Here is a 22,333-nt window from a genome sequence, read left to right on the forward strand (position 1 = left end):
GGCTGAATCCTGCCGTTCAGGTTCGGTTTGGCTTGCGTGATTGTTGAAAATGATTGGCGATAGCACTGCGCTTTACAGCGCCTGGACTATGCGCCACTCGGGACAGGAACGGCGGAGACATATCCAGGTGAATGCAGTGCAAGGCGCGACCATATGAGCCGCGTGATCGCGGCCAAGGCGATCAGGGGCCACGTTGTCACGGTGGTCAGTTCGATAAGGGGACGCCTGCTTGTGGTTGGCGTCGTGCTGACGGGGGCCGCGCTGCTTGCCGCCGCGCTGTCCATCGATGTCGTGCTGGATAGCTATGTGCGGCGCAGCCTGGATCGAAGCCTTGACGTCCAGATCGGCCTTCTGGCGCGCAGCGTAAGGCCCGACGGCACGGTGGATGGTGCGATGCTGCACCAGATCGCACCCTATACGCAGTACCGTCGCGGCTGGACCTGGCGGATCGAGGCGCGCGGGCAGGTTTATGGCGCCACGGACCAGATCGGCGTCCTGGACTTCCATCCTTATGGGACGCCGGGCCGGGAAGGGCATTTCAAGGGGCCGCCGGAAACCTTGCAGTCTGGCCGGTCAGGCGATCTCTATGTGCGGTTGCTGGTGCTGGAGCGCCCCTCCGGCACCGTGCGGATCACGGCGGTTGCGCCCCATGCGGTATACAAGCGGCTGCGTGCCGCCGCCGTCGCGCCGGTGCTGGTCACGCTGGGGCTGCTGTGTCTGGCGCTGCTGGGGGCATCGCTGTTGCAGTTGCATGTCGGGCTGAAGCCGCTGCAGCGGTTGAAGCAGGCGATAGAGGGCGTTCGCGCCGGCAGGCTGCATCGCGTGCCGGACCGGCAGCCGGCGGAACTGCAGTCGCTGGCGGCGGAACTCAACGCCATGCTTGACGAGAACGAGGCGGCGCTTTCCCGCGCGCGTGGCCATGTCTCCAACCTTGCGCACAGCCTGAAGACGCCGCTGGCGACGCTGTCCGTCAAGCTGGGGCAACCGGGGCGCGATCCGGACGGACAGTTGGGCGAACTGGTCGCCCAGATCGATGGCGCCATTCGCCACCATCTTGGCCGCGCCCGGGCGGCATCGCCCGGCGCGCCGGGGCGACGGGTGGTTTCGGTGACCGAACCGATCGGCGATCTTCTGGATGCGCTGGCCCGTGTCTATCCCGATCGTCGCATAACGGCGGAAGCGCGCATCGCGGCCGACCTGTCCATGAAATGCGATCCGCAGGATCTTTCGGAGATGCTGGGCAACCTGTTGGACAACGCTTTCAAGTGGGCAAGCACGCGCATCGTCGTTTCCGGTGCCGAGGATGGCAAGTTCACGCGGATCACCATCGAAGACGATGGGCCGGGCATCGGTTCCGCGGTCATCGAACAGGCCATGGTTCCGGGCAAGCGGCTGGACGAGCGAGAGGATGGCCACGGGTTCGGCTTGCCCATCGCGCGGGAACTGGCCGAACTGCACGGTGGATCGCTGGGCCTGGGCCCCTCGGAACTGGGCGGGCTGCGGGTGACCCTGATGCTGCCGCGCTGAGGCGGCGGACGCCGGTCAGGGCAGCGGCAGGCCCAGGCGATAGCCCCTGCCGCGCACCGTCTGGATCATTTCGGCGCCGATCTTGCGGCGCAGTCGGCCGATGATCACTTCCAGCGAGTTCGAATCCGCATCGGCATCGTATTCGTAGACCTTGTCGATCAGTTCGCGCCGTTCCACCACGATCTCCTTGTGGAGCATCAGCGCCGAAAGCACCCGCCATTCGAACGCCGTCAGCCGCAGGGGCAGACCGTCGATCTCGAAATGGCCCAGTTGCATGTTCGAACGACAGCGATCCGCAGCGGATGCGCGTGGCGGCGTGGCCGCGAGATCGGCGAACCAGCGCGCGCAGGCGCATCACCAGTTCCTGCACGCGAAACGGTTTGATCAGGTAGTCATCCGCGCCGGCCTTGAAACCGGCGACTTTCTCTGCCCAGGCATCGCGCGCGGTCAGGATCAGGACCGGCAGGGCGATCTCCTGCGCGCGCCAGTTCTGGAGCACGGTAAGGCCGTCCACTTTCGGCAGACCCAGGTCCAGGACGACGGCATCGTAACGCTCGGTGGCGCCCAAGTGGCCGCCATCCTCGCCGTTTCCGGCGATGTCCACCGCGAAGTTTTCTTCACGCAGGGCACGGGCGATTTCGTTCGCCAGCGGCTGATCGTCCTCGATGACTAGAATTCGCATGGGTCCGATCCGGGCCGATCCTCGAAAATGGCGGTAGCCACCCATTATTGCTTGCGATTATTATTTGCAACAACCGGGAGGACGGTGCGGGCGGGATCACGCCTTTGCGAGGCTGTCCGCCGCACGATTCAGCGCCGCTTCCGGTCGCGCCGCCAGCCACTGCCGGACTTTTTCCAGGAACGCCGGTGTCGCGGTTTCGGGCAACTTGTGCAGCCAGCCGATCGCCGCGTTGATCTCTCCAGCCTCGATCAGCATGCGTGCGTGGTTGAACTGTCCGCGAAAGTCGCCGCCTTCGGCCCCGCGGCGATAGAAATCCGCAGCCGCGGCCATGTCACGCGGCACACCCCAGCCGTCCTCGTGAAAGCTGCCGAGCATGGTGATCGATTTCACGTGGCCGCGATCGGCGGCCATCCGGAACAGGCGGAGCGCCTCTGCCCGGTCCAGCGCAACGCCATGGCCCAGCCCATGCAGCGTCGCCAGATTGTACATCGCCCAGTCCAGCCCCAGCCGCGCTGCGGCGTCGTACCATTGTGCCGCCAGGCGCTTGTCCACCCGGGTGCCCCAGCCAAGGTCGCAGCAGCGGCCAACCATGTTCATGCCCATCGGATGGCCGGCGTGGGCCGCCTTCATGAACCAGCTCAGCGCGGCGGCGGGGTCGGCCTTCACGCCATATCCGTCGAGCAGGCATTGCCCATAGGCAAGCTGGGCATCGACAAGGCCCTCAGCCGCGGACTTGGCCAGTTCCGGCGTCGCCGCCTCGGCCCCGCGCGACAGGATCGCGCGCCATTCCTCGGTCGATTTCGTTGCGGCGGTGGGGAGGATGTCGGTCATGCTATTGTGTGTTCGGACAAGGGAACGGGGCGGAAAGCCGTGCCTTCCGCCCCGTTATCATCAGTACTTGACGCTGATCGTGCCGATCACCGTGCGACCCGCCGCCTGGTGGGCGTAGTGGGTCGGGTAGGCCTGATCGTAGTACAGCTTGTTGGTCAGGTTCAGAGCGTTGACGCGCAGCGAGAGATTCTCGGTGATGTCATAGCTCGCGTTCGCATCGAAGCGCCAATAGCTGGGCACGTAGGTCGCGCGGGTCTTGTCGATCGAGAACACGCCCAGCTTGTAGCTGCGGCTGTCCGAGAAGCCGCCATAGACCTTGTCCATGTACATGACGCCGCCACCCAGGTTGAACTGTGGCGTGACCTTGTAGTTGGTGAACAGGGTGAAGCTGTTCTTCGGCGTGTTGGGGAACTCATGACCGGTCGCCGCCGCCGGTGCATAGAAGGTTGCCACGGCGCCGCTGGCGTCGGTGCCCTTGGTGCCGGTCATGCCGGCGTTGGTCACCTTCGAATCCATGTAGGTGTAGCCGCCGAAGACGCTCCACTCATCGGTCACGTTGCCGCTGAAGCCCACTTCGAAACCGCGCACGCGCTTGGTACCGATGAACGCCACGCCGCCCGTGGTCGGATCGGTGGTGCGGGCATTGGTGGTGCGGGTCTGGAACACGTCGAAGTTGAGCGACAGTGCGCGGTCGAAGAACTCCCACTTGGTGCCGGCTTCGTAGCTGGTGGTCTTCTGGACCTTCAGGTCGTCCATGCTGATGGTGGCGCCGGTCGTGCCGTTGGTGCCGGTAAGGCTGTTGTCTTCGCTGCCCTGCGCCAGGAACGAGCCCGGCGGGATCGCGGAGCTGGCGGTCGAGATGTAGAGCGTGCCGTTACGGGCAGGCTTGAAGATCAGGCCAGCCTGGTAGGTGAACAGGTCATCCACCTTGTGCTGCCAGGTGCGGGTGCCGACGAAAGGCTTGGCCAGCGCTGCCGAGGCATTGGTGATGTAGTGGTCGTAACGGCCGCCCAGGTTCAGCTTCCAGCTCTCGCCGATGCTGATCGTGTCGAACAGCGAGGCCGAATAGGTCGAACTGTTGGACATCGTCAGCGAGTTCGACGGGCCCTTCACGATCGTGCCGGTCCACGGGTCGTTCGGGTTGGGGTTGTCAAGGCTGGTGCAGTTGTAGTTGGTGCCCGAAGTGGCCGTGGGGCACGCGATCGAGCCGGGCAGTGCGTCACCCGCGGCGCTGGCGTAGTAGCTGCCGTACTGGGCCTTCTGCCAGCTGTATTCCAGCGCGGCGGTGAAGCTGTGCTTCAGCGCGCCGGTCTCGAACTTGCCCGACAGATCGGCCTGATCGACGAAGCCCGACTGGGTGGTGTAGCGTGAGTTCACGCGACGGCCGACGGTGCCGTAAGAGGCGACGTTGCCCTTGGAATCGTCCGGCTGGGTCCACAGGTACTTCTGCGACGAGTTGGAGTAGCGCATGGTGTTGCGCACGGTCAGGTCGCCGTCGAAATCGTGCTGGAAGCGCGCGGTGAACTGATCGACGGTGGTCTTGCGGAAGTCGCGGTCGACCAAGCCATAGAACGCGTCGCGCGGGCGCACGTCGGTGCCGGCAGGCGCGGTCTGCCAATTCGCTTCCGGCTGGTTGGCAAGGATCGTGTAGTACGGAATGCCGGTGTCCGGCAGTTCGTTGCTGTGCAGGTGATACCAGTCGAGCTGCAGGCTGGTCGGGCCGTTCAGGCCGAACTTGACCGAGGGCGCAACGCCCCAGCGCTTCTGCCACACGGCATCGCGGCCGGCGACGTCCTGGTCGTGCCACATGCCGTTGATGCGCACGCCGATGAAGTCGTTGAGCGGCTGGTTGATGTCCACGGTCACGCGCTTGTAGTCGTCGCTGCCGTAGCTGGCGTCGAGACGGGCAAAGCGGTCCGCGCGCGGTGCCTTGGAAACCAGGTTGATCGATCCGCCGGCATTGCCCGAACCGTTGGTGACGCTGTCCGAACCACGGGTGACTTCGATCGATTCGATCGCGAACGTTTCGCGGCTCTGGCTGGCGATGTCGCGCACGCCGTCAAGGTAGGTCGATGCCTGGCTGTCGCTGCCACGGATGAACGGGCGGTCGCCCAGCGGGTTGCCGCCTTCGCCGGCGCCCATGGTGATGCCGGGCACGGTGCGCAGCGCTTCGGCGAGCGAGGCCGAATTGGTGTCCGACAGCATCTGGCTGGGGATCACGGTGATGGAGCGCGGCGTATCGACCAGCGGGGCCGTCGCCTTGGGGCTGGAAAGCTTGTCTACCTTGTAGCTGTCGTCATCGATCGCGGTGTCCGAGACGGTAACGCCGCCAAGCCGGGTCGGGTTGGCGGCAGCGCCGGCGTCCTGCGCCAGCGACGGCGCAGCGGTGGCGGCAAGCCCCACGCACGACAGGGCGAGATAGGCCGGCGCGGCCGTGGCAGTCGAATTACGGAAACGGGAAATGGACACGTTACCCCCTGATTCTGGATGATTATGGGTATTCAGACCGAGCGGACGAGGCCGTTCGGTCGCGGTGGAAGGACCGGCCTGGTTTCAGGCCGGCTGGAAGTTCTCCAACGGATTGTTGGCTGCGCGATTGGCGGCATTCGCCGTGCACGCGGTTTCTGGAGAAGCGGCTATCGCCGGCCGACCCCTGCACGACCGCCCGCGCCGCACGGGCACGGGGCGCGTGAAGCGGACCGGATCGCTCTAGATGCTGCTCGTGGAGGCCATCGCCGAATGCCGCGCACTGCCGTGCAGGGCGGGGGAAGTGCGGGCGATATTACGCATGTTGAAAGGCCTCACCTGATAATCGCTGTTTATTGAGAACGATTATTAATAGCGTTCCAAGGCCGACGCACGGTGAATGGCACGGTTCAGGTTCGGTTTATGCAATCGGCTGGAGCGATGCACTTCGTTCATTGTGGCAGGCCACGCATCCCGATGACCGTTGCTGTCATCGTTTCAAAGTGTTGCCGGGCCTAGAATGCCCGGAGCAAGGCGGGGGGCGGATTTGCAATCGTTGCCTGCTGCCCCCATGGTCCCGTTTCGCGGAAAATGAAGGAGTTCAGGTTTGGAGTCAGTTTCGGTCGTTCTTTTCCTGCTGCTGGCGGTGGTCGTCAGCGGTGCGATTTCACGGATGTTGCCCTGGTCGGTGCCGACGCCGCTGGTGCAGATCCTGCTGGGCGGCGTGATCGGCCTGTCGACGTCGTACAGCGTATCGCTCAATCCCGAACTGTTCCTGCTGCTGTTCCTGCCGCCGCTGCTGTTTCTGGATGGCTGGCGCATTCCCAAGGACGAACTGTTCAAGGACGTATCCACCGTGGTCGAACTGGCGCTGGGGCTGGTGTTGACGACGGTGATCGGCATGGGGCTGTTCATCAACTGGATGATCCCGGCGATGCCGCTGGCAGTGGCCTTTGCACTGGCCGCCGTCGTCTCTCCCACCGATCCGATCGCGGTTTCCGCCATCGCCGCACGCGTGCCGATTCCCAAGCGCATGATGCACATCCTGGAGGGGGAATTGCTGCTGAACGATGCCTCTGGCCTGGTGTGCCTGCGCTTCGCGGTCGCGGCGGCGTTGACCGGCACGTTCTCCGCCGGCGGTGCCGCGCTCAACTTCCTGTGGGTGGCGGGCATGGGCCTTGTCATCGGCGTTGCGGTGACGGTGGTGGTCTCGCGCGCGAAGGCATGGGTCACGCGCGGTTGGGGTGAGGATACCGGATCGCAGATTCTGGTCAGCCTGCTGATCCCCTTCGGCTCCTACATGCTGGCGGAGGAATTCCACGCATCGGGCATCCTGGCCGCGGTGGCTGCAGGGGTGACGATGACTTTCGCCGAAATCTCGCGCCAGGCGATGGCGGTTACCCGCATGCGCCGCAATTCGGTGTGGGATACGATCCAGTTCACGCTGAACGGCATCATCTTCGTGCTGCTGGGTGAACAGCTTCCGGGCATCCTTGCGGGTGCAAAGCGCACGGTTGCGGTTACCGGCCATACCGAGCCGGGCTGGCTGGCGCTCTATGTCGTGGCGATCGTGCTGGGCCTTGCCGCGCTGCGCTTCACCTGGGTGTGGCTGTCGTTCAAGCTGACCATCCTGCGCAAGCGGCAGGCGCAGGCCGATGTGCGCAGCCCGAACTGGCGGCTGGTCGCCGCGATGTCCTTCGCGGGCGTGCGCGGGGCGATCACGCTGGCGGGTGTGCTGACGCTGCCACTGGTGCTGAGCGACGGTACGCCGTTTCCGGCACGCGATCTGGCGATTTTCCTGGCGGCGGGCGTGATCATCGTCTCGCTGGTGTTGGCAAGCGTCGCGCTGCCGATCCTGCTGAAAGACCTGACGATGCCGTCCGAACCATCGAAGCAGGCGGAGGAAGATGCCGCACGCGTGTCCACCGCCGAAGCGGCGATCCAGGCCATCGAACGCCACCAGCACCATTTGGCCGAAGTCCACGGCGATGCCGACCGTTACGCGACGGCGGGCGGCCGGGTGATGGACCTCTATCGCGAACGGATCGAGGGGCTGAGCGAGGATGAGCGCGACGCCGTGCGCGCGCAGGAACGCCTGTTCCGCGATTTTCGCCTTGTCGGCCTGAAGGCGGAGCGATCGGCACTGGCCGAGCTGATCCGTAGCCGGCGCGTGGGCAGTGAGACCATCCGCAAGCTGACGCGCGAACTTGACCTGTCGGAAGCGCGCCTGCGGGGGTGATCGCGATCTGAATGCAAAAGAAAGGAGCGGATCCCGTGAAGGATCCGCTCCTTTTCTGTTTGTTTGGTTGCCCGCGAAGGGCCGGAATTATTCGGCCTTTTCGGCCTTGGCGCGCGGGGCGCGGCGCTTCGGCTCACCTGCCGGTGCGGCCTTCGCGGCGGCCTTCTTGCGGCCGCCCTTGTTGCCCAGGCCGATTTCGAGAGCGATCGCCTTGCGCTTTTCGGCGTAGTCCGGCGCGATCATCGGATAGTCGGCGGGAAGGTTCCAGCGGGCGCGGTATTCCGCGGCGGTAAGGCCATGTTCCGACCCAAGGTGGCGCTTCAGCGTCTTCAGTCGCGCACCGCATTCGAGGCAGGCAATGCTGTCCGGTTTGACCGACGAACGAACGGAAACGGCAGGCGTCCGTTTCTCTTCCACTTCCTCTTCAGGCTGCCCCAGCTTCGCCAGCGAACCGTAGACCGACTGGATCAGCCTGGGCAGTTCGTCCGGCGTGACGGGATTGTTGGCGACATGCGCGGTGACGATGTCGGCGGCGAGTTCAAGAAGAGCGACGTCTGCCATGATTTAACCTGTTGCCCGAATTTTTTGTTGATGCGATTTCATAGAACAATCATTCCGCGAAGGATTAAGCAAGTCGCACAACCTGCTTTCCGGCATCTTTTCTGCAACGCGTACGTTTTTGAAACACCCTGCATCGTTTTTGTAGGCGTGTAGAGCGGCACCATTTGCTGCCTACGCAAATTTACGACAGCATTGGCCAAGGAATTGGCGGGGCGCGATGGAAAAGCGTCGTACACGGCGCTTCGCGGACTTTCGGCCCGTGCAGTTATTGATGCGATGGACTCGTGGTTGGAAGCGTTTGAAATTCGCTGAAGGCGAATTCGCGGCACCGGCCCACTCCCCACCCGACCACCCTCAGGATACTATCGTTGGGGGGCGGGTGGGGGAGTGGGCCGGTGCCGCTGAAAAAAATGTCCGCAAGGGCATTTTTCAAAAAGATTTGTCAGTATCGGCCCACCCCGCAGCTAACGCCATCTCGAAATAGACGCTGCAATCCCTCCAAAGGCGATCGTATGTCTTCGAATGAGGGCCGAACAATTCATTGCGCCGTGCTATCCTGATCGCAACACGTGCAAAGCTCGGGGGGCGGGCAATGCTGGCGGAGGCCGGAGGCATGAGCAGTCATGCAGCGAACAGGCGCATAGGGAACCGGCGAATGCGTGAGGCTTCGCACTGGAATTTCCCGGGGCTGACGCTGGTACGCAATACATTGCTGGTCACCGATCCCAATCGGCTGATCTCGGTGGGGCGCCTTGTCACCGCCTGCTTCGCGATCCTGGCGATCTACCTCGACCCCACGCAACCGGGCCGTTCGCTGCCCGAGGCACGCCACGTGCTGTCGTTCTACCTCATCTACTCGATTGTCCTGCTGATGGCGCCGGTTCGCCGCCCGGTCGACAGTCCGGTCCATTTCGTGTTCCACGTCGCCGATACCGCGATCCTGGGCTGGCTGGCATTCCTGACGGACGAACTGACCAGTCCGTTCTTCTCGTTCCTGCCGTTCACGCTGATGGCGATGACGGTGCGCTGGGGCTTCGTCGGCGCGATACTAGGCGCGCTGTTGCTGGAGGTGGCGCTGTTCGCCGTGGGCATTCCCGATACGCTCGACGGTGAATCCGAACTCAACGTGCTGATCGCGAGATCGACCTATTTCCTACTTTCGGCGATCATGCTCGGCTATTTCGGCGCCTATCGCGAGAACAGCCGGGAGCGGCTGACGCGGCTGGCAAAATGGCCGATGGAGCGGGCGCTCGGCAGCCGCCGTGCCTGGCTGGGCGAATTGTGCAGTCATGCGGGGGGCGTGACCGGAAGCCGGCACATGATGGTGGTCTGGCGCGAGCATGATCGCCCGGACGGCGTCGTCGCGGCCTGGAACGGAGACGGCGTGGCGCTGGCGGACCTGGAGAACTCGGTGCTGTGGGACCGCGTGGAGGTGGATCGCAGCGGCATTTTCGATCGGGGCGAAGGGCGCGTGCTGACCGGGGGCGAGGCGGATATTTTCGCGGCGTTGCTGGAAAATCTCGATCTGCCGTCGGTGCCGGTGCACGACTTTGCCGTGATCGCGGGCTTTTCCGGCCTGCGCTTTCGCGGTTCGATCCTGATCGCGGATCCGGACTGCCGGCCGGAAGATGCCGCGTTGCTCTGCGATATCATTGCCACCCGAGCAGGCTCGGAACTGGAGCGGATCGATCTGGTCGCGCGCCATGCCGACAATGTTCGTGTCGAGGAACGCAACCGGCTGGGGCAGGATCTGCACGACAGTGTGCTGCAGGACCTGACGGCGACGAGCCTGAAACTGCGCGCGCTGGCGGCGCGCGCGGGCACGCTGTCGCCGGAGGACGCGGGGCGGCAAGTGCGGGAGATCGAGGATCTGGTGACCGAACAGCAGCGCCGCATCCGCCGCTTCGTGGAAGATCACCGCGAATCCCGTGCCGAACGGCCGGTCGATGTGGCGGACGAACTGCGTCGGCAAGCGGAACTGCTGCAACGCAAGTGGGGCGTGGCGGTGCCGTTCGACTGGCATGGCGCGCCGCTTCATCTGCGTAGGCGCACGGTGGAGGATATCGTGCAGCTCGTGTCGGAGGCGACATCGAACGCGGTGCGGCACGGATCGGCATCCAGCGTGCGGCTGCGGGCGGGCCATGAAGGCGGGGCCATGCATCTGACGTTGGTGGACAATGGCACCGGGCTTTGCGCGTCGGGCGGGCAGGGTTCCGTCTCGCTGCGGGCGCGGGTGCTGCAACTCGGAGGCTCGATGTTCCTCAACAGCGGTACGCCGGGGCTGGAAGTGACGATGGTGATCCCGGTCAGGGAGATGGCGGCATGAGCCGGCGCGTCGTCGTGGCGGACGATCATCCGCTATTGCTGCGCGGCCTGGCCGACCTGCTGCGCGCCACGGAGGGGATCGAACTGGTGGAGGCCGCGGGCAGCGGAATCCGCGCGCTCAGCGTGATCCGCGATCAGCGGCCCGACATCGCCATCCTGGACGTGACGATGCCCGATGTCGGCGGCATGGCGATCCTGAAGGTGATCCACGAACAGGATTGGCCGGTGCGCGTGATCTTCCTTTCCGCGACGATGACCGGCAGCCAGATCGCAGAGGCCTTGTCATTGGGCGTCTGGGGGTTGCTGCTGAAGGACTATGCCGCTCATTCGCTGGTCGATTGCCTGGGCGAAGTGGGTGCCGGGCGCAAGTGGCTGCCGGAAGATCTGGTCGCCCGCGCCCGGGAGGACGGCGGCATCGACGTGCCGAAAGCCATCGCCAGCCTGACCCCGCGTGAGCGGGAGATCAGCGAACTGGTCTGCCGGGGATTCTCGAACAAGGCGATCGCCGCCACGGTCGGCTCCACGGAGGGGACGGTCAGCATCCACTTGCACAATATCTACCGCAAACTGGGCATTTCCAGCCGCACCACGCTGGCCACGCTGTTCGTCCGCCATGTGGAGGAGCGTTCGTGAGCGCAACGGGCGTCGAAGCTGCCAACTGGCGTGGGCAATGGCTGCGCGTATTGCCGGGGCTGGTGCTGGGCGGCGTGTTCCTGGCGCTGCTGTGGAACACCGTGGACATGGCCCGCGTGGCGGCCCTGATGGCGCGGGCGACCTGGCCGCCGCTGGTGCTGGCGCTGCTGGCCTATGCTCTGGATTTCGTGCTGCGCGCGGCGCGGTTTCGCTTCCTGCTCGATCCCGCGGGGGGGCGGGGGCTGACGCTGAAGGCCACGGTGGCGCCGTTCATCGCCAGCTTCGGCATCAGCGACGTGTTGCCACTCCGGCTGGGCGACGTGTTCCGCGTCTGGTGGTTCCACCGCCGCTTCGGGCTGCCGGCCGGATTGGTGGTGGCGGCGATGATCGTTGAGCGGGTGCTGGACCTTGTAGCCATCCTGGTGATCGGCGGCGTGGCGCTGTGGCTGGTCGATGCGCCGCTGCCGCATGAGGCGATGATGCGCTTGCGCTTCGCGGCGGGCGTGGTCGTGCTGCTGAGCATCGGCGTGCTGGCGGTGCCGGCGCTGGCCGCCCGGACCGCCGGCAGTCTGGCCAGGCGCTATCCCCACCGGCTGATCGCCCGCGCGGCCGAAGCGGCACGTTCGGTGGCGGAGGCGGTGCGGGCGATCGGGGAAGTGCGGCGCATGGCGCGGATGCTGCTGCTCTCCATCGGGCTGTGGCTGTTGGAAAGCCTTGTGATGATCGGTGCATGGCTCAGCCTGGGCGGCGCGGCGGATGCCTGGCTGAAGCCGTTGACGGCGTTTGCGGTGGCGACGCTGGGCACGCTGGTTCCCGCTTTGCCGGGGCATTTCGGATCGTTCGAGGTGTTCGGCGTGCTGGTGTTCGTGGCGCTGGGCATTCCGGCCGAACCGGCAACGGCGACGATCCTGGTCGCGCATCTGGTGCTGTGGCTGCCGACGGCGCTGTTCGGGATCGGCTGGCTGCTGCTGATGCGTGGGCGACTGGCGCAGCGCCAGCCGACGGCTCCCTCAGCCCACGCCGCGTAGGGCGTCGCGCAGGACCGGGGCGAAGACCGGATCGTCGTAGTGCCGAAAGCTGGCGGCGCGCGCGTGCGGCCGGCGCGAACGGAGCAGGGCGCGCGTGCCGGCGGCCGTGGCCGCGCGCACGTCGCGATCCATGCGATCGCCGATCACCAGCGTTTGGTGCGGTGTTGCGCCGCTGCGTTCCATCAGTGCGCGCAGGCCGGAAGGATCGGGCTTGAGCCGGCCGATGCCCTCGTCCCCCGCCCAGATCGCATGATCGGCAGCAAGGCCCAGCGCCCTCAGCTTGGCGGTGACGGGAAAGTCGGACCATACGGCAATCGTGCGCCCGCTGGCGCGAATCGCGGCGAACAGGCGGTCTATCCCGCGCGCCTTGTAGCGGGGCAGATGGGGCAGGGGGCGGCGCTCCATCCATTCCTCCACCAGCGCGCGCACTTCCCGTTCCGGACGGTCGCAAAGCTGGGCGGTAAGGCGGTACTGCTCGGTCGCGAAGTCGGCGCTGCCACTGCCTTCGCCCAGCTTTTCGCGCACCTGCCGGAAATGACGCAAGGTGCGCAGCGTTTGCGTGCTGCGGCCGCGCAGGCAATGCAGCCCCAATTCGCGCGCCATGGCCAGCCGCAGCGGCGGCTGGTCGTACAGCGTACCGTCAAGGTCGAACACGACCAGCCGCACGCCCTCCCAGGCGATGGCGACGGTCACCGTCGCAGCACGCGCCTGACGTTCTTGTAGACGAAGCGCACGGTGGCATCGGCAATGCCGCGCCCCAGCACGTCGTCCAGGGCGACGATCAGCTTGTCGACCTGTTCCTCGGTCACGACGTAGGGCGGCATGAAGTGGATCAGATCGCGCGCGCCGGGCTGGAAATGGGCCAGGATCCCGTGCCGTTCGAACAGCTCACGCGTGAGCGCGCCGACCAGCACGGTTTCCCAGGTGACGAACAGGGTGTTCTTGCGGACGTCGACCACCTTGGCGGCCATGAATTGTCCGAAATTCAGCTCCACGGCCTGGAAGCAGCCCTTGCCGCGCAGCGATGCGATGCAGCGCGGATACTTGGCGCGCAGCCGTTCCAGCCCCGCGCGCAAGTGGGCGCCGATGGCCTCCGCCCGCTCTATCAGGCGTTCGTCCGCCAGCACGTTCAGCGCCTCGATCGCGACGGCGCAGCTTTCGCCCAGCGCGGTGAAGCTGGCGCTGTGCAGGCCGGGATCGGCGGCTTTGCCATAGGCCTTGTCGAACAAGGCCTGCGACGTGACCATCGCGCCCATCTCGCGCTTGCCGCCGCCCAGCGTCTTGGCCAGCGTCACCACATCCGGCACCGCATCTTCGTGCTGGAAGGCGCAGAACCGGCCGGTGCGGCCCATGCCGACTTTCACTTCGTCGAAGATCGTCAGGATATCCGCCGCCCGGCAGGTGGCGACCAGCTGGTTGAAGTAATCGGGCGGCGGGGATTCGCAGGAGGTGCCGCGCAGCGTCTCCACCATCACCGCAACGATCGCGTTGTCCCTGCCGCCTTCGCGCTCGATCGCCTCTCGCACGGAGGCGATGTCGCCATAGCGGCAATAGATCACGTTCTCCCTCGGCACGCCGGTCAGGAAACCGCCCTGCACGTCGGTGGCGGTGGTCACCGAAAGCGGGCCGTGGGTCTTGCCGTGGAAGGCGCCCTTCATGCAGAGGAACTTGGTCTTGCCCTTCGGCGCCTGCACGCGTTGGCACAGCTTCATCGCCGCTTCGTTGGCCTCCGCGCCGGAAACGGCCAGGAATGAGACGTCCAGCGGCTCTGGCAGGAAGCGGGCGATGTTGTAGGCCAGCGCGCCTTGCAGCTTGTGCGGGGCGATGCGCAGGCTGTCGGGCACCAGTTCGTCATGGCAGCGGCGTTCGGCGGCGATGATGCGCGGGTGGTTGTGGCCAAGGCCCAGCACGCCGAAGCCGCCGGAAAAGTCCAGTATGCGCCGCCCGTCGCGCAGCACGATCTCGCAACCCTGGGCGCTGGCGATGTCCATGTTGCGCAGGCCTAGTATGGCATAGACCTGCAGCATGTAGCGATTGAGATGCGCGGCGTAGAGGTCCATCGCCCGTTCGTTGTCGATCGCCAGCGCATCGTTGAGCGACAGCAGCCGGCGATCCAGTTCCCGGTCACGCCGGGGCACCTCAATCTTCGAATAGGCTGTCACCCGCCGCATCTCCCTTTCCCCTGAACGGTGGAAATCCTAGCGGGAACACGGGCATGGCAGTATCTACAAGACCTTATAATCCGGAATAGCCGATAGCCGGAACCGCGTTCTCCATTGGTAGCATTCGAAGGGGGATGAGAGGGGGCACGCGCCGTATCCGGCCCGGTTCCGCGCGCCGATCAGTCGGCCAGCATGGCTTCCAGCGCCGGGCTCAGCAGTTCGCTAGGCGCGCCGCCGTGGTTGGTCACGAAGCGAGCGGCGATGCCGCGCCGGGTGGCGAGGTGCAGGCCTGCCACGGGGCCGAGCACGGTCAGTGCAGAGGTCAGGCCATCCGCCATCATGGCGCTGGGTGCCAGCACGCTGACGGAGGCGAGGCCGTTCTCGGTCGGTTGCCCGGTGCGCGGATCGATCGTGTGTTCGCCGCGCCGGTAATTGCCCGATGTGGCGACGGCCAGTCCGTGCAATGCTATGCGCATCGGCATGTCTGGCAGGCCCGGCGGGGTTTCCAGATCGACCCACCAGGGCTCTCCATCCGGGCGCACGCCGCGCCCCACCAGTTCGCCGCCGATCTCCACCAGCGCGTGAACGATGCCCATGCCGGCCAGCAGATCGGCCACGGCATCCACCGCGTATCCCTTGGCGATGCCTGAGAAATCCAGCGCAAGATCGCCGGGCTGCCGCAGGCGCCGCGTTTCCGGTTCCCAGACAAGGCGGGTGAAGCCCGATGCCGCACGCGCGGTGTCGATGGCCTCGGCATCCGGGCGGGGTTGCGGGCCGGGCGGGCCGAAGCCCCAGATATCGACAAGGCGGCCGATGGCGGGATCGAAGGCGCCCTCGCTGGCATCGGCAATGGCAAGGCCGGCATGGATCACCCGTGCGAAGTCGTCGGGCAGGGTGGTCCAGCTTCCGGGCGCCGCGCGGTTGAAGCGGCAGAGCAGTGATCGCGGTTCCCAATGGCTCATCTGGTCGACGATCCCGGCCAGCCGCGCCTCTATGGCCGCGCGGATTTCCGCCGCCTCGACGGCGCCGTTTCGGGGCAGGACGAAGCGCAGGCTCCAGGTCGTGCCCATCGTCTCCCCACGCATTTCGCCGACCGCGATCGAAGGATCGCAGTCGGCGAAGGCATGTTCATCGATCTGCGCGGGAAGCGCGATGCGCATGGTCAGGGCGCCGGGACTTCCAGCGTCGTGGTGTAGCTCATCCGCCGTTCGGTCGCGCGCGGGTCGGCGGCGTGGTTGTCCGTCGCGGTGGCGTTCAGCCAGTAGACGCCGGCGAACGGCCACTTGACCTCCACCGTGCCGTTGGTGCCGGTGGTCAGGGTCTGCGCATGTTCGCCATCGCGGAAACGCTTGCCGCCGGGAACCACGGTAACGGTCAGTCCGGCCGCTGGCTTGCCGTCGATCACGAAGCGGAAGCGGGCGGGTTCGTTGGCGACCAGATCGTCCGGGTGCGTCACCGGATCGAATTCCAGGCCCTTGCCGGTGGGCTTCAGCACGGTGGTGGTCGGCTCGCCGGCGGTGACGAAGAATTCGTTGCGGCTGCTCGATTCGGTCAGCTTGATGTCGGTGGCGCCGGCCGGAATCTCGGCCACGCTGGCGACCGACTTGCCGGCGGCGAAACCACCGGGGCCGGCAGGACCACCGGGGCCGGCAGGGCCGCCAGCCGGGCGTGGGCCGCCGGCTTCACCGCCGGGCGCGCGAGGCGCCATGCCGGGGGCGCCAGCCGGCGGGCCGCGACGGCCGCCGACGCGCCAGGTCTCTCCATTCAGCGTGAAGGTGCCGCCCAGATTGCTGGACGCGGTACCGATCTTCCAGGTGCCGGCCTTGTCGATCTGCACGTCGAACATGGACCGATAGCGGCCGGTGGCGGCGTTCTGGATCTGGCCCTTGCTGCCGTCCGGCTGGGTGACCTGGATCTGGTCGGTCTGCATCGGGAAGTGATCGGGATCGAACAGGTCGTTGGAAACGGCGGCGTCCACGGTTACCCAGCCGTCGGTGCCGGCCAGCGTCGTCGCCGACGGCAGCAGCCACTGGCGATGCGCGGATGCGGTGGTGGGAATGGCGATAAGCGCGGCTGCGGCAAGCAGGCCGGTTGCATAAGCTTTCATGTCTGTAAAACCCCCGTTTATCGAGAAAGCGTGACAGTGCCGAGTTCGGTCTTGCCGCTGGCGCTGGCATTGGCTGCCGGGACCGAGATCGGCAGGGTGACAAGCTCGCGCCCGCCGGTTTCGCGCGCGGCTTCCACGTTCAGCACATAGGCGCCGGGCTTCAGATCGCGCGGCAGCGGGATCGTCTGCGCACCGGGGCCGCGCGTGGCACCGCTGACGCCGTCGGCCGGCAGGGCCATGCTGCGGCCGCCCTTGCGCCACCAGGAGCGCAAGTCGGCAAGCCACTTGGTGCCGGGTTCGTTGCCCTTCTTCTTCAGGTCATACCACACGGCGATGGTGCGCGGCGCACCGCCGCCGACCGGCTCCAGCCAGACCGCGACATAGGGCTTGTGATATTCGGCAACCTTCAGCTGCGGGATCGTCACGGTGACGGTCGCGGCAGAGGCGGGAACGGCAACTGCGCCGCCCAGCAGGATCATGGAAGTCAGACGCATCGGTGGATCCTTCAATGGATGAAGAGGAGGGCGAGCACGACCGGAAGGGCGATGCCCGCAAGAACGACGGGCCAGGTGGACGGGCGATGGCGCGCGTGAACCTGAAGCAGGAAGAGGCCGGTCACCGTGAACAGGATGCAGGCGGCGGCGAAGACATCGATGAACCAGAACCATGCGGAGCCGGAATTGCGGCCCTTGTGCAGGTCGTTCAGGTAGGAGATCCAACCGCGATCGGTCACTTCCGACGTGATCTTGCCGCTGGCGCGGTCGATGCTGACCCAGGCGTCGCCGCCCGGGCGCGGCAGGGCGACGTAGACCTCGCTGTCAGACCATTCGCCGGGCTTGCCGCTGGCGTCCAGGCCGACGGCGCCGCGCACCGCCGCCGCGATCGGCGCGGGCAGCGGGGCATCGTCGCTCTTGGCGGTCAGCGTGGCGAGCAGCGCGGGCGAAAGCTGGCCGCTGGTATCGCGCACCACCGGATTTGCGGAAATCGACGCGGCGTGATTCAGGGTGATGCCCGTCACTGCGAAGAACAGCATCGCCGCAAGCGAGATCGCGGCGCTGATCCAGTGCCAGGTGTGCAATTGCTTGACCCACCAGTTCCGCCACTTGCGCGACTTCTTGCGGGGGAGGTTCTTGGTTTCGGAAGGGTTCACAGAAGGCATGCCCGGTCAGGAATGGGTGCGAATTCTCGTTGTTGAGAGGCATTAGCAAGAAGGCCCATATCACATCGCGCCGATAGCGCCAGAGCCTTCTTGCATCGTGAGCGATAACCTTCGCGTCGGCGCATGGCGCGCTGGGCGGGGCCGCTTCGGTGCCGCCCCGGGGCTGCCCCGCTGCCGTTTAGGTGTCGTTTAGGTGCCTTCAATGTCCCGTCAGCGTACCGCCGGCATATCGCTTGGGCGCCCGTTCCAGGCCCCGCGCGGAAATGATCTCGACGGCGGGCCTTGTTACAGCTATGAGAATGCCTCGCAATAGCTGGGGCGGGTTGGCCGTCCTTCAGGGGAATCCTATCTTGACCGGACTTGCTTCGATTCCGCAATCGGCCCCGATTTCGCGACCGGAATCCGCTGCTTTGCGCGGCATGGGGGAAGTGATCGCGATGCCGCAGGCCGCGGTCGCCACCGCCCTCGGCACATGGCAGGCGTCCGGGCGATACGGCGATGCGCGCGGTGCGAATCTGCCCGCCGTAGCCGCTTCGCTGGCCGTCGTCGCCGGAATGCTGGCAACGATCCTGGCGATGAACGTCGTCGATTTCAAAAAGCCGCTGCGCCAGCGGATCGTCGTTGCGGACCTGAGCGCGCCGGTGCCGCCGCCGCCGCCCAAACAGGCCGAGCCCAAGCCGGTGCTGCCGCCGCCGCCTTCGCCGATCGTCGCGCCGCCGCCACCCGTGGTGCTGACCAACAATCCGCCGCCGATCGTGACATCGCCGGTGCCGGTCCCGGTACCGGCCGTGGCCATGGTGGCATCCGCGCCGATCAGCGCACCCGTTTCCGCACCCGCCGCGGCCGCACCGGCGCCGCGCGTGGAAAACGCGGGCGATCTGTCCTCCAAGATGATCTCGGCAGAGCCGCCGCGCTACCCGCTCGATTCGCGTCGCAAGCATGAACAGGGCACCGTGGTGCTTGCCCTGCTGCTCGATCTCGATGGGAAGGTGGCCGACATCTCGATCTCGAAAAGCAGCGGTTCCGACCGGCTTGATCACGCCGCGCTTTCGGCGGTGCGCCGCTGGCGATGGTCCCCCACCAAGCGCGATGGCGCTGCGGTGATGGTGCGCGGGCTTGTCGAGATTCCTTTCGTGCTCCAGACCTGACGCGGCACTGCCAAACGCCGTTTCAAGGAGCCTGTTTTCTGTCCCGCCTGCCGCCGCTCGCCGCGATTTCCGCCGACTTGCGATCGCTTTGCGATTACGAGCGACGCGCGGCCGACCACTTTGCCGCCGATGCATGGGATCATGTCCAGTCGGGCAGCGACGACGGGCTGACGCTGGCTGACAACCGTGCGCAATTCGGTGCGCTGCGCTTCGTGCCGCGCATGTTGCAGGACCTGTCTGCCGGATCCACCGCGCTGAACCTGTTCGGTCGGCGCCATGCCGCGCCCATCCTGTTGGCGCCGGTCGCCTACCACCGCCTTGCCCATCCCGATGGGGAAGTGGCCAGCATGCAGGCGGCCACCGCGCTAGACACGACGATGGTGGTAAGCACACTTTCCAGCCTGCCGCTGGAACAGATCGCCGAAGCCGCACGGGAAGCGGCCGCCGCGCTGTCGCGGGCGCTGCCGCCGTTGTGGTTCCAGCTCTATTTCCAGCCCGAGCGTTCGCACAGTCTGGAACTGGTGCGCCGGGCGGAGGCTGCAGGCTACGAAGTGCTGATGGTTACGGTCGATGCCGCGATCAAGCGATCCGAATTCCCGCTGCCGCACGGGGTCGAGGCAGCCAATCTGGCCGCGTTCCCCCGCACCACGCAGCGTACAAAAGCGGCAGGCGGAAGCATCGTGTTCGGCACCCCGCTTGCTGCCGCCGCGCCCACCTGGGCGGACATCGCGTGGCTGCGTGCCGAAACCCGCCTGCCGATCGTGATCAAGGGACTGCTTTCGCCCCGCGATGCCCGGTTGGCAATGGAACACGGGGCGGACGGCATCGTCGTATCCAACCACGGCGGACGCGTGCTGGATGGGCTCGTCACACCGTTGGCGGCTTTACCTGGCATGGTGGAGGCGGTGGAGGGCCGTGTGCCGCTGCTGCTGGATGGCGGGGTGCGGCGTGGAACCGATGTGCTGAAGGCGCTGGCGTTGGGGGCAAGTGCCGTCATGGTCGGCCGCCCGCAACTCCATGCGCTGGCGGTCGCCGGCGTGGCAGGCGTTGCGCATATGCTGCATATCCTACGTGCCGAATTCGAACTGGCGATGGCGCAAACGGGTTGCGCCCGCCTTGCCGATATCGACGGCGATCTGATCGCCGTCGATTGAGATCGTTCAGGCCTGAGCGGCCTTCTCGCGCAGCGTGCCGCTGATGGCGTAGATCGCGAAGCCGATCACGTTCCAGATCACGAAGAATTCGATCGTCCGCAGCTGCAGGCTGGTGAACAGATAAGCGCAGCCGAGCACGGTTGCCGGGGCGATGAGCCACACCAGCGGCGTGACGAAGGGACGCTCCAGCTCAGGCGAGCGGCGGCGCAGCACCATGACTGCGATGGCCGTGGCGATGAAGGCGGCCAGAGTGCCGGCATTGGCGAGCGAGGCGATCGCGTCCAGCGGCATCAGACCGGAAATCACCGCGGCGACAAGGCCGGTCAGCACGGTGACTGCCACCGGTACGCCGCGCTTGTTCACGGTGGACAGGCGATGCGGCAGCAACCCGTCGCGGGCCATGGCGAAGAACACGCGGCTCTGGCCGAACATGAAGACCATGATGACGGTGGGCATCGCGACGACGGCGGCCATGCCGATCAGGGCGGCGGCGGCGGGGTGGTTCAGGCTCTTGAGCACAAAGGCCAGCGGCTCCGGGCTGGGCGCGAAGAGGGTGAAATGCACTGCGCCCAGCGCAGCGGCGGCAACGCCGACATAGACCAGCGTGCAGATCACCATCGATCCGATGATGCCGATCGTCAGGTCGCGCTTCGGGTTCTTGGCTTCCTCAGCCGCGGTGGAGATCGCGTCGAAGCCGTAGAAGGCGAAGAAGATGATGGCCGCCGCGCCCATCACGCCGAACTTCTTGCCGTCGATATCGGTGGCGCCGAAGCCGAACGGAGCGAAGGGCTGGAAGTGGGCAAGGTCGAACGAAGGCAAGGCCAGCGCCACGAAGGCGGCCAGTGCGATCATCTTGATGATGACGAGGATGAAATTCAGCGTCGCGCTTTCGCGCGTGCCGGCCAGCAACACGCCGGTAACGGCCAGCGCGATGAAGATGGCCGGAACGTCGACCGCGCCGCCCGCCAGCAGCGAGTCCGGCACGCCCCATCCAGCCTGGCGGATCAGCCCGGAGGCATAGCCCGACCAGCCGACTGAAACCGCCGAGCAGACCAGCGTGTATTCCAGGATCAGGCTCCAGCCGATCACCCAGGCCAGCGCTTCGCCCACCGCGACGTAGGAATAGGTGTAGGCGCTGCCGGCCTGCGGCGTCAGGCTGGCCATTTCTGCGTAACACAGCGCCGCACAGGCGCAGACCGCGCCGGCAATCGCGAAGGACAGCACCACGGCAGGGCCGGCAAGGCCCGCCGCCACGCCCGTCAGTGTGTAGATGCCGGTGCCGATGATCGCGCCGACGCCCAGCGCCATCAGGTGCGGCCAGCCGAGCGATTTCTTCAGGCCGCTGCCGGTCTGTCCCGCCGGGACGAGCGGCTTCCGCCGGGTCATGAAGTTCATCGCTGCCTCTCTACCGTGATGTTTTGATCGGCGCGAGGCAGCAGGATTTGGCGAGGAACGCAAGACATGATTGCGTCCCTCGCACAATTTGTTACGCGGCGGTTGCCTTTTATTGCGCCTTTGCCGAAGCTTACGGCCGCAGCACCCAGCCGCCGTCGACGTGGATGGTCTGGCCGGAAATCCACGCACCCGCTTCCGAGCAGAGCAGCAGAGCCGTGCCGACCAGTTCATCCGGCGCACCACGGGCCCTGAGCGCGCAAGTCATGTTGAGGAACTGGATGAACGGCGAATCGTCCGGCACCAGCATCTTGCCCGCGTCCGAGGTCACGTTGCCCGGGGCGATGGCGTTGCAGGTGATGCCATCCTTGCCGAACTGCTTGGCGAGCGAGGTGGTCAGACCGACCAGCGCCAGCTTGGTGATGCCGTAGAGGCCGGTGGCCGGGAAAGCGCCGCCCGAGGTCTGGTTGACGATCCGCCCGCCGCCACGTTCGCGCATCGAGGGGATTACCGCACGCGCACAGAGCAGCGCGCCGTTGAGGTTCACCGCAAAGGCCTTGTTCCAGGCGTCCAGCGCGATGGTCTCGCAATTGTCGTAGCTGACGTCGACCATCAGGGCGGCATTGTTGATCAGGATATCGACGCCGCCGAACGCCTCTTTCGCGGTCGCGCCCATGGCAAGGGTGGAGGCTTCATCGGACACGTCCACCTGGACGCCCACGGCCTTGCCGCCGGCCGCGACGATCTCGTCCGCCACAGCCTTGGCGCCATCGCCGTTGAGGTCCGCCACGACGATCGAAGCGCCTGCGTTGGCAAGGCCCAGTGCATAGGCGCGGCCGATCGAATTGCCGCGTCCGCCTGCGCCGGTGACGACGGCCACCTTGCCGTCGAGGCGGAACTGATCGAGGGTGAATGTCAT

The 22,333-nt window shown here is 66.1% G+C and carries 18 protein-coding genes and 1 pseudogene; 7 read left to right on the plus strand and 12 right to left on the minus strand.

Annotation, left to right across the window (positions count from 1 at the left end):
* Positions 1-153: 153 nt before the first annotated feature.
* Positions 154-1,527, plus strand: a complete 1,374-nt coding sequence (locus WBP06_RS04900; protein ID WP_395332428.1) for a sensor histidine kinase — start codon at positions 154-156, stop codon at positions 1,525-1,527.
* Between the two features lie 15 nt (positions 1,528-1,542).
* On the opposite strand, the pseudogene WBP06_RS04905 reads toward WBP06_RS04900, so the two are convergent.
* From WBP06_RS04905 to WBP06_RS04915, 3 genes and pseudogenes are all read right to left on the minus strand, one after another.
* Positions 1,543-2,209 (minus strand): annotated as a pseudogene (locus WBP06_RS04905) (response regulator).
* A 96-nt stretch (positions 2,210-2,305) separates the two neighbouring features.
* Complete coding sequence (locus WBP06_RS04910; RefSeq protein WP_395332430.1) at positions 2,306-3,040, minus strand: tetratricopeptide repeat protein; 735 nt, start codon at positions 3,038-3,040, stop codon at positions 2,306-2,308.
* A gap of 60 nt (positions 3,041-3,100) precedes the next feature.
* Positions 3,101-5,509 (minus strand): TonB-dependent receptor, encoded by a 2,409-nt coding sequence (locus WBP06_RS04915; RefSeq protein WP_395332432.1) that lies wholly within the window; start codon positions 5,507-5,509, stop codon positions 3,101-3,103.
* 604 nt (positions 5,510-6,113) lie between these two features.
* Between WBP06_RS04915 and WBP06_RS04920 the strand changes: the two genes are divergently transcribed.
* Positions 6,114-7,745 (plus strand): Na+/H+ antiporter, encoded by a 1,632-nt coding sequence (locus WBP06_RS04920; protein ID WP_395332434.1) that lies wholly within the window; start codon positions 6,114-6,116, stop codon positions 7,743-7,745.
* A gap of 87 nt (positions 7,746-7,832) precedes the next feature.
* Here WBP06_RS04920 and WBP06_RS04925 read toward each other — a convergent pair whose 3' ends face one another.
* Complete coding sequence (locus WBP06_RS04925; RefSeq protein ID WP_395332436.1) at positions 7,833-8,306, minus strand: MucR family transcriptional regulator; 474 nt, start codon at positions 8,304-8,306, stop codon at positions 7,833-7,835.
* Between the two features lie 655 nt (positions 8,307-8,961).
* Here WBP06_RS04925 and WBP06_RS04930 point away from each other — a divergent pair.
* From WBP06_RS04930 to WBP06_RS04940, 3 genes are read left to right on the plus strand one after another with little or no spacing between them, the layout of a single operon-like run.
* Positions 8,962-10,632: a sensor histidine kinase gene (locus WBP06_RS04930; protein WP_395332438.1), complete on the plus strand. Its 1,671-nt coding sequence runs from the start codon at positions 8,962-8,964 to the stop codon at positions 10,630-10,632.
* Complete coding sequence (locus WBP06_RS04935; RefSeq protein WP_395332440.1) at positions 10,629-11,264, plus strand: response regulator; 636 nt, start codon at positions 10,629-10,631, stop codon at positions 11,262-11,264. The genes WBP06_RS04930 and WBP06_RS04935 overlap by 4 nt, the downstream gene beginning before the upstream one ends.
* Positions 11,261-12,292: a lysylphosphatidylglycerol synthase transmembrane domain-containing protein gene (locus WBP06_RS04940; RefSeq protein ID WP_395332442.1), complete on the plus strand. Its 1,032-nt coding sequence runs from the start codon at positions 11,261-11,263 to the stop codon at positions 12,290-12,292. The genes WBP06_RS04935 and WBP06_RS04940 overlap by 4 nt, the downstream gene beginning before the upstream one ends.
* Here the strand turns inward: WBP06_RS04940 and WBP06_RS04945 are convergent.
* The 6 genes from WBP06_RS04945 to WBP06_RS04970 all read right to left on the minus strand — a co-directional run bounded on the left by WBP06_RS04945 (position 12,275) and on the right by WBP06_RS04970 (position 17,720).
* Positions 12,275-12,985, minus strand: coding sequence for an HAD family hydrolase (locus WBP06_RS04945; protein WP_395332444.1), 711 nt, complete (start codon positions 12,983-12,985; stop codon positions 12,275-12,277). The genes WBP06_RS04940 and WBP06_RS04945 overlap by 18 nt on opposite strands.
* The gene (locus WBP06_RS04950) at positions 12,982-14,463 is read right to left on the minus strand and encodes an aspartate aminotransferase family protein (protein ID WP_395332446.1); all 1,482 of its coding nucleotides are present in this window, start codon (positions 14,461-14,463) and stop codon (positions 12,982-12,984) included. Before WBP06_RS04950 ends, WBP06_RS04945 begins: the two co-directional genes overlap by 4 nt.
* A gap of 170 nt (positions 14,464-14,633) precedes the next feature.
* Positions 14,634-15,614: an FAD:protein FMN transferase gene (locus WBP06_RS04955; protein WP_395332448.1), complete on the minus strand. Its 981-nt coding sequence runs from the start codon at positions 15,612-15,614 to the stop codon at positions 14,634-14,636.
* Between the two features lie 2 nt (positions 15,615-15,616).
* The gene (locus WBP06_RS04960) at positions 15,617-16,561 is read right to left on the minus strand and encodes a DUF4198 domain-containing protein (protein WP_395332450.1); all 945 of its coding nucleotides are present in this window, start codon (positions 16,559-16,561) and stop codon (positions 15,617-15,619) included.
* A gap of 17 nt (positions 16,562-16,578) precedes the next feature.
* Positions 16,579-17,055, minus strand: coding sequence for a DUF2271 domain-containing protein (locus tag WBP06_RS04965; RefSeq protein WP_395332452.1), 477 nt, complete (start codon positions 17,053-17,055; stop codon positions 16,579-16,581).
* Positions 17,056-17,066: 11 nt separating this feature from the next.
* Entirely contained in the window at positions 17,067-17,720 is a 654-nt protein-coding gene (locus tag WBP06_RS04970) for a PepSY-associated TM helix domain-containing protein (protein ID WP_395332454.1), read from the minus strand.
* A 350-nt stretch (positions 17,721-18,070) separates the two neighbouring features.
* Between WBP06_RS04970 and WBP06_RS04975 the strand changes: the two genes are divergently transcribed.
* Positions 18,071-18,868 carry an energy transducer TonB gene (locus WBP06_RS04975; protein ID WP_395332456.1) on the plus strand — a complete coding sequence of 266 codons (798 nt, stop codon included), beginning with the start codon at positions 18,071-18,073 and terminating at the stop codon, positions 18,866-18,868.
* A 77-nt stretch (positions 18,869-18,945) separates the two neighbouring features.
* A complete protein-coding gene (locus WBP06_RS04980; protein WP_395332458.1) occupies positions 18,946-20,022 on the plus strand; it encodes an alpha-hydroxy acid oxidase in 1,077 nt (358 codons plus the stop codon).
* A 6-nt stretch (positions 20,023-20,028) separates the two neighbouring features.
* Here WBP06_RS04980 and WBP06_RS04985 read toward each other — a convergent pair whose 3' ends face one another.
* The gene (locus tag WBP06_RS04985) at positions 20,029-21,417 is read right to left on the minus strand and encodes an amino acid permease (protein WP_395332460.1); all 1,389 of its coding nucleotides are present in this window, start codon (positions 21,415-21,417) and stop codon (positions 20,029-20,031) included.
* A 130-nt stretch (positions 21,418-21,547) separates the two neighbouring features.
* Positions 21,548-22,333 carry an SDR family oxidoreductase gene (locus WBP06_RS04990; RefSeq protein WP_395332461.1) on the minus strand — a complete coding sequence of 262 codons (786 nt, stop codon included), beginning with the start codon at positions 22,331-22,333 and terminating at the stop codon, positions 21,548-21,550.

The organism is Novosphingobium mississippiense (genome assembly GCF_044029535.1).
Taxonomy (GTDB): domain Bacteria; phylum Pseudomonadota; class Alphaproteobacteria; order Sphingomonadales; family Sphingomonadaceae; genus Novosphingobium.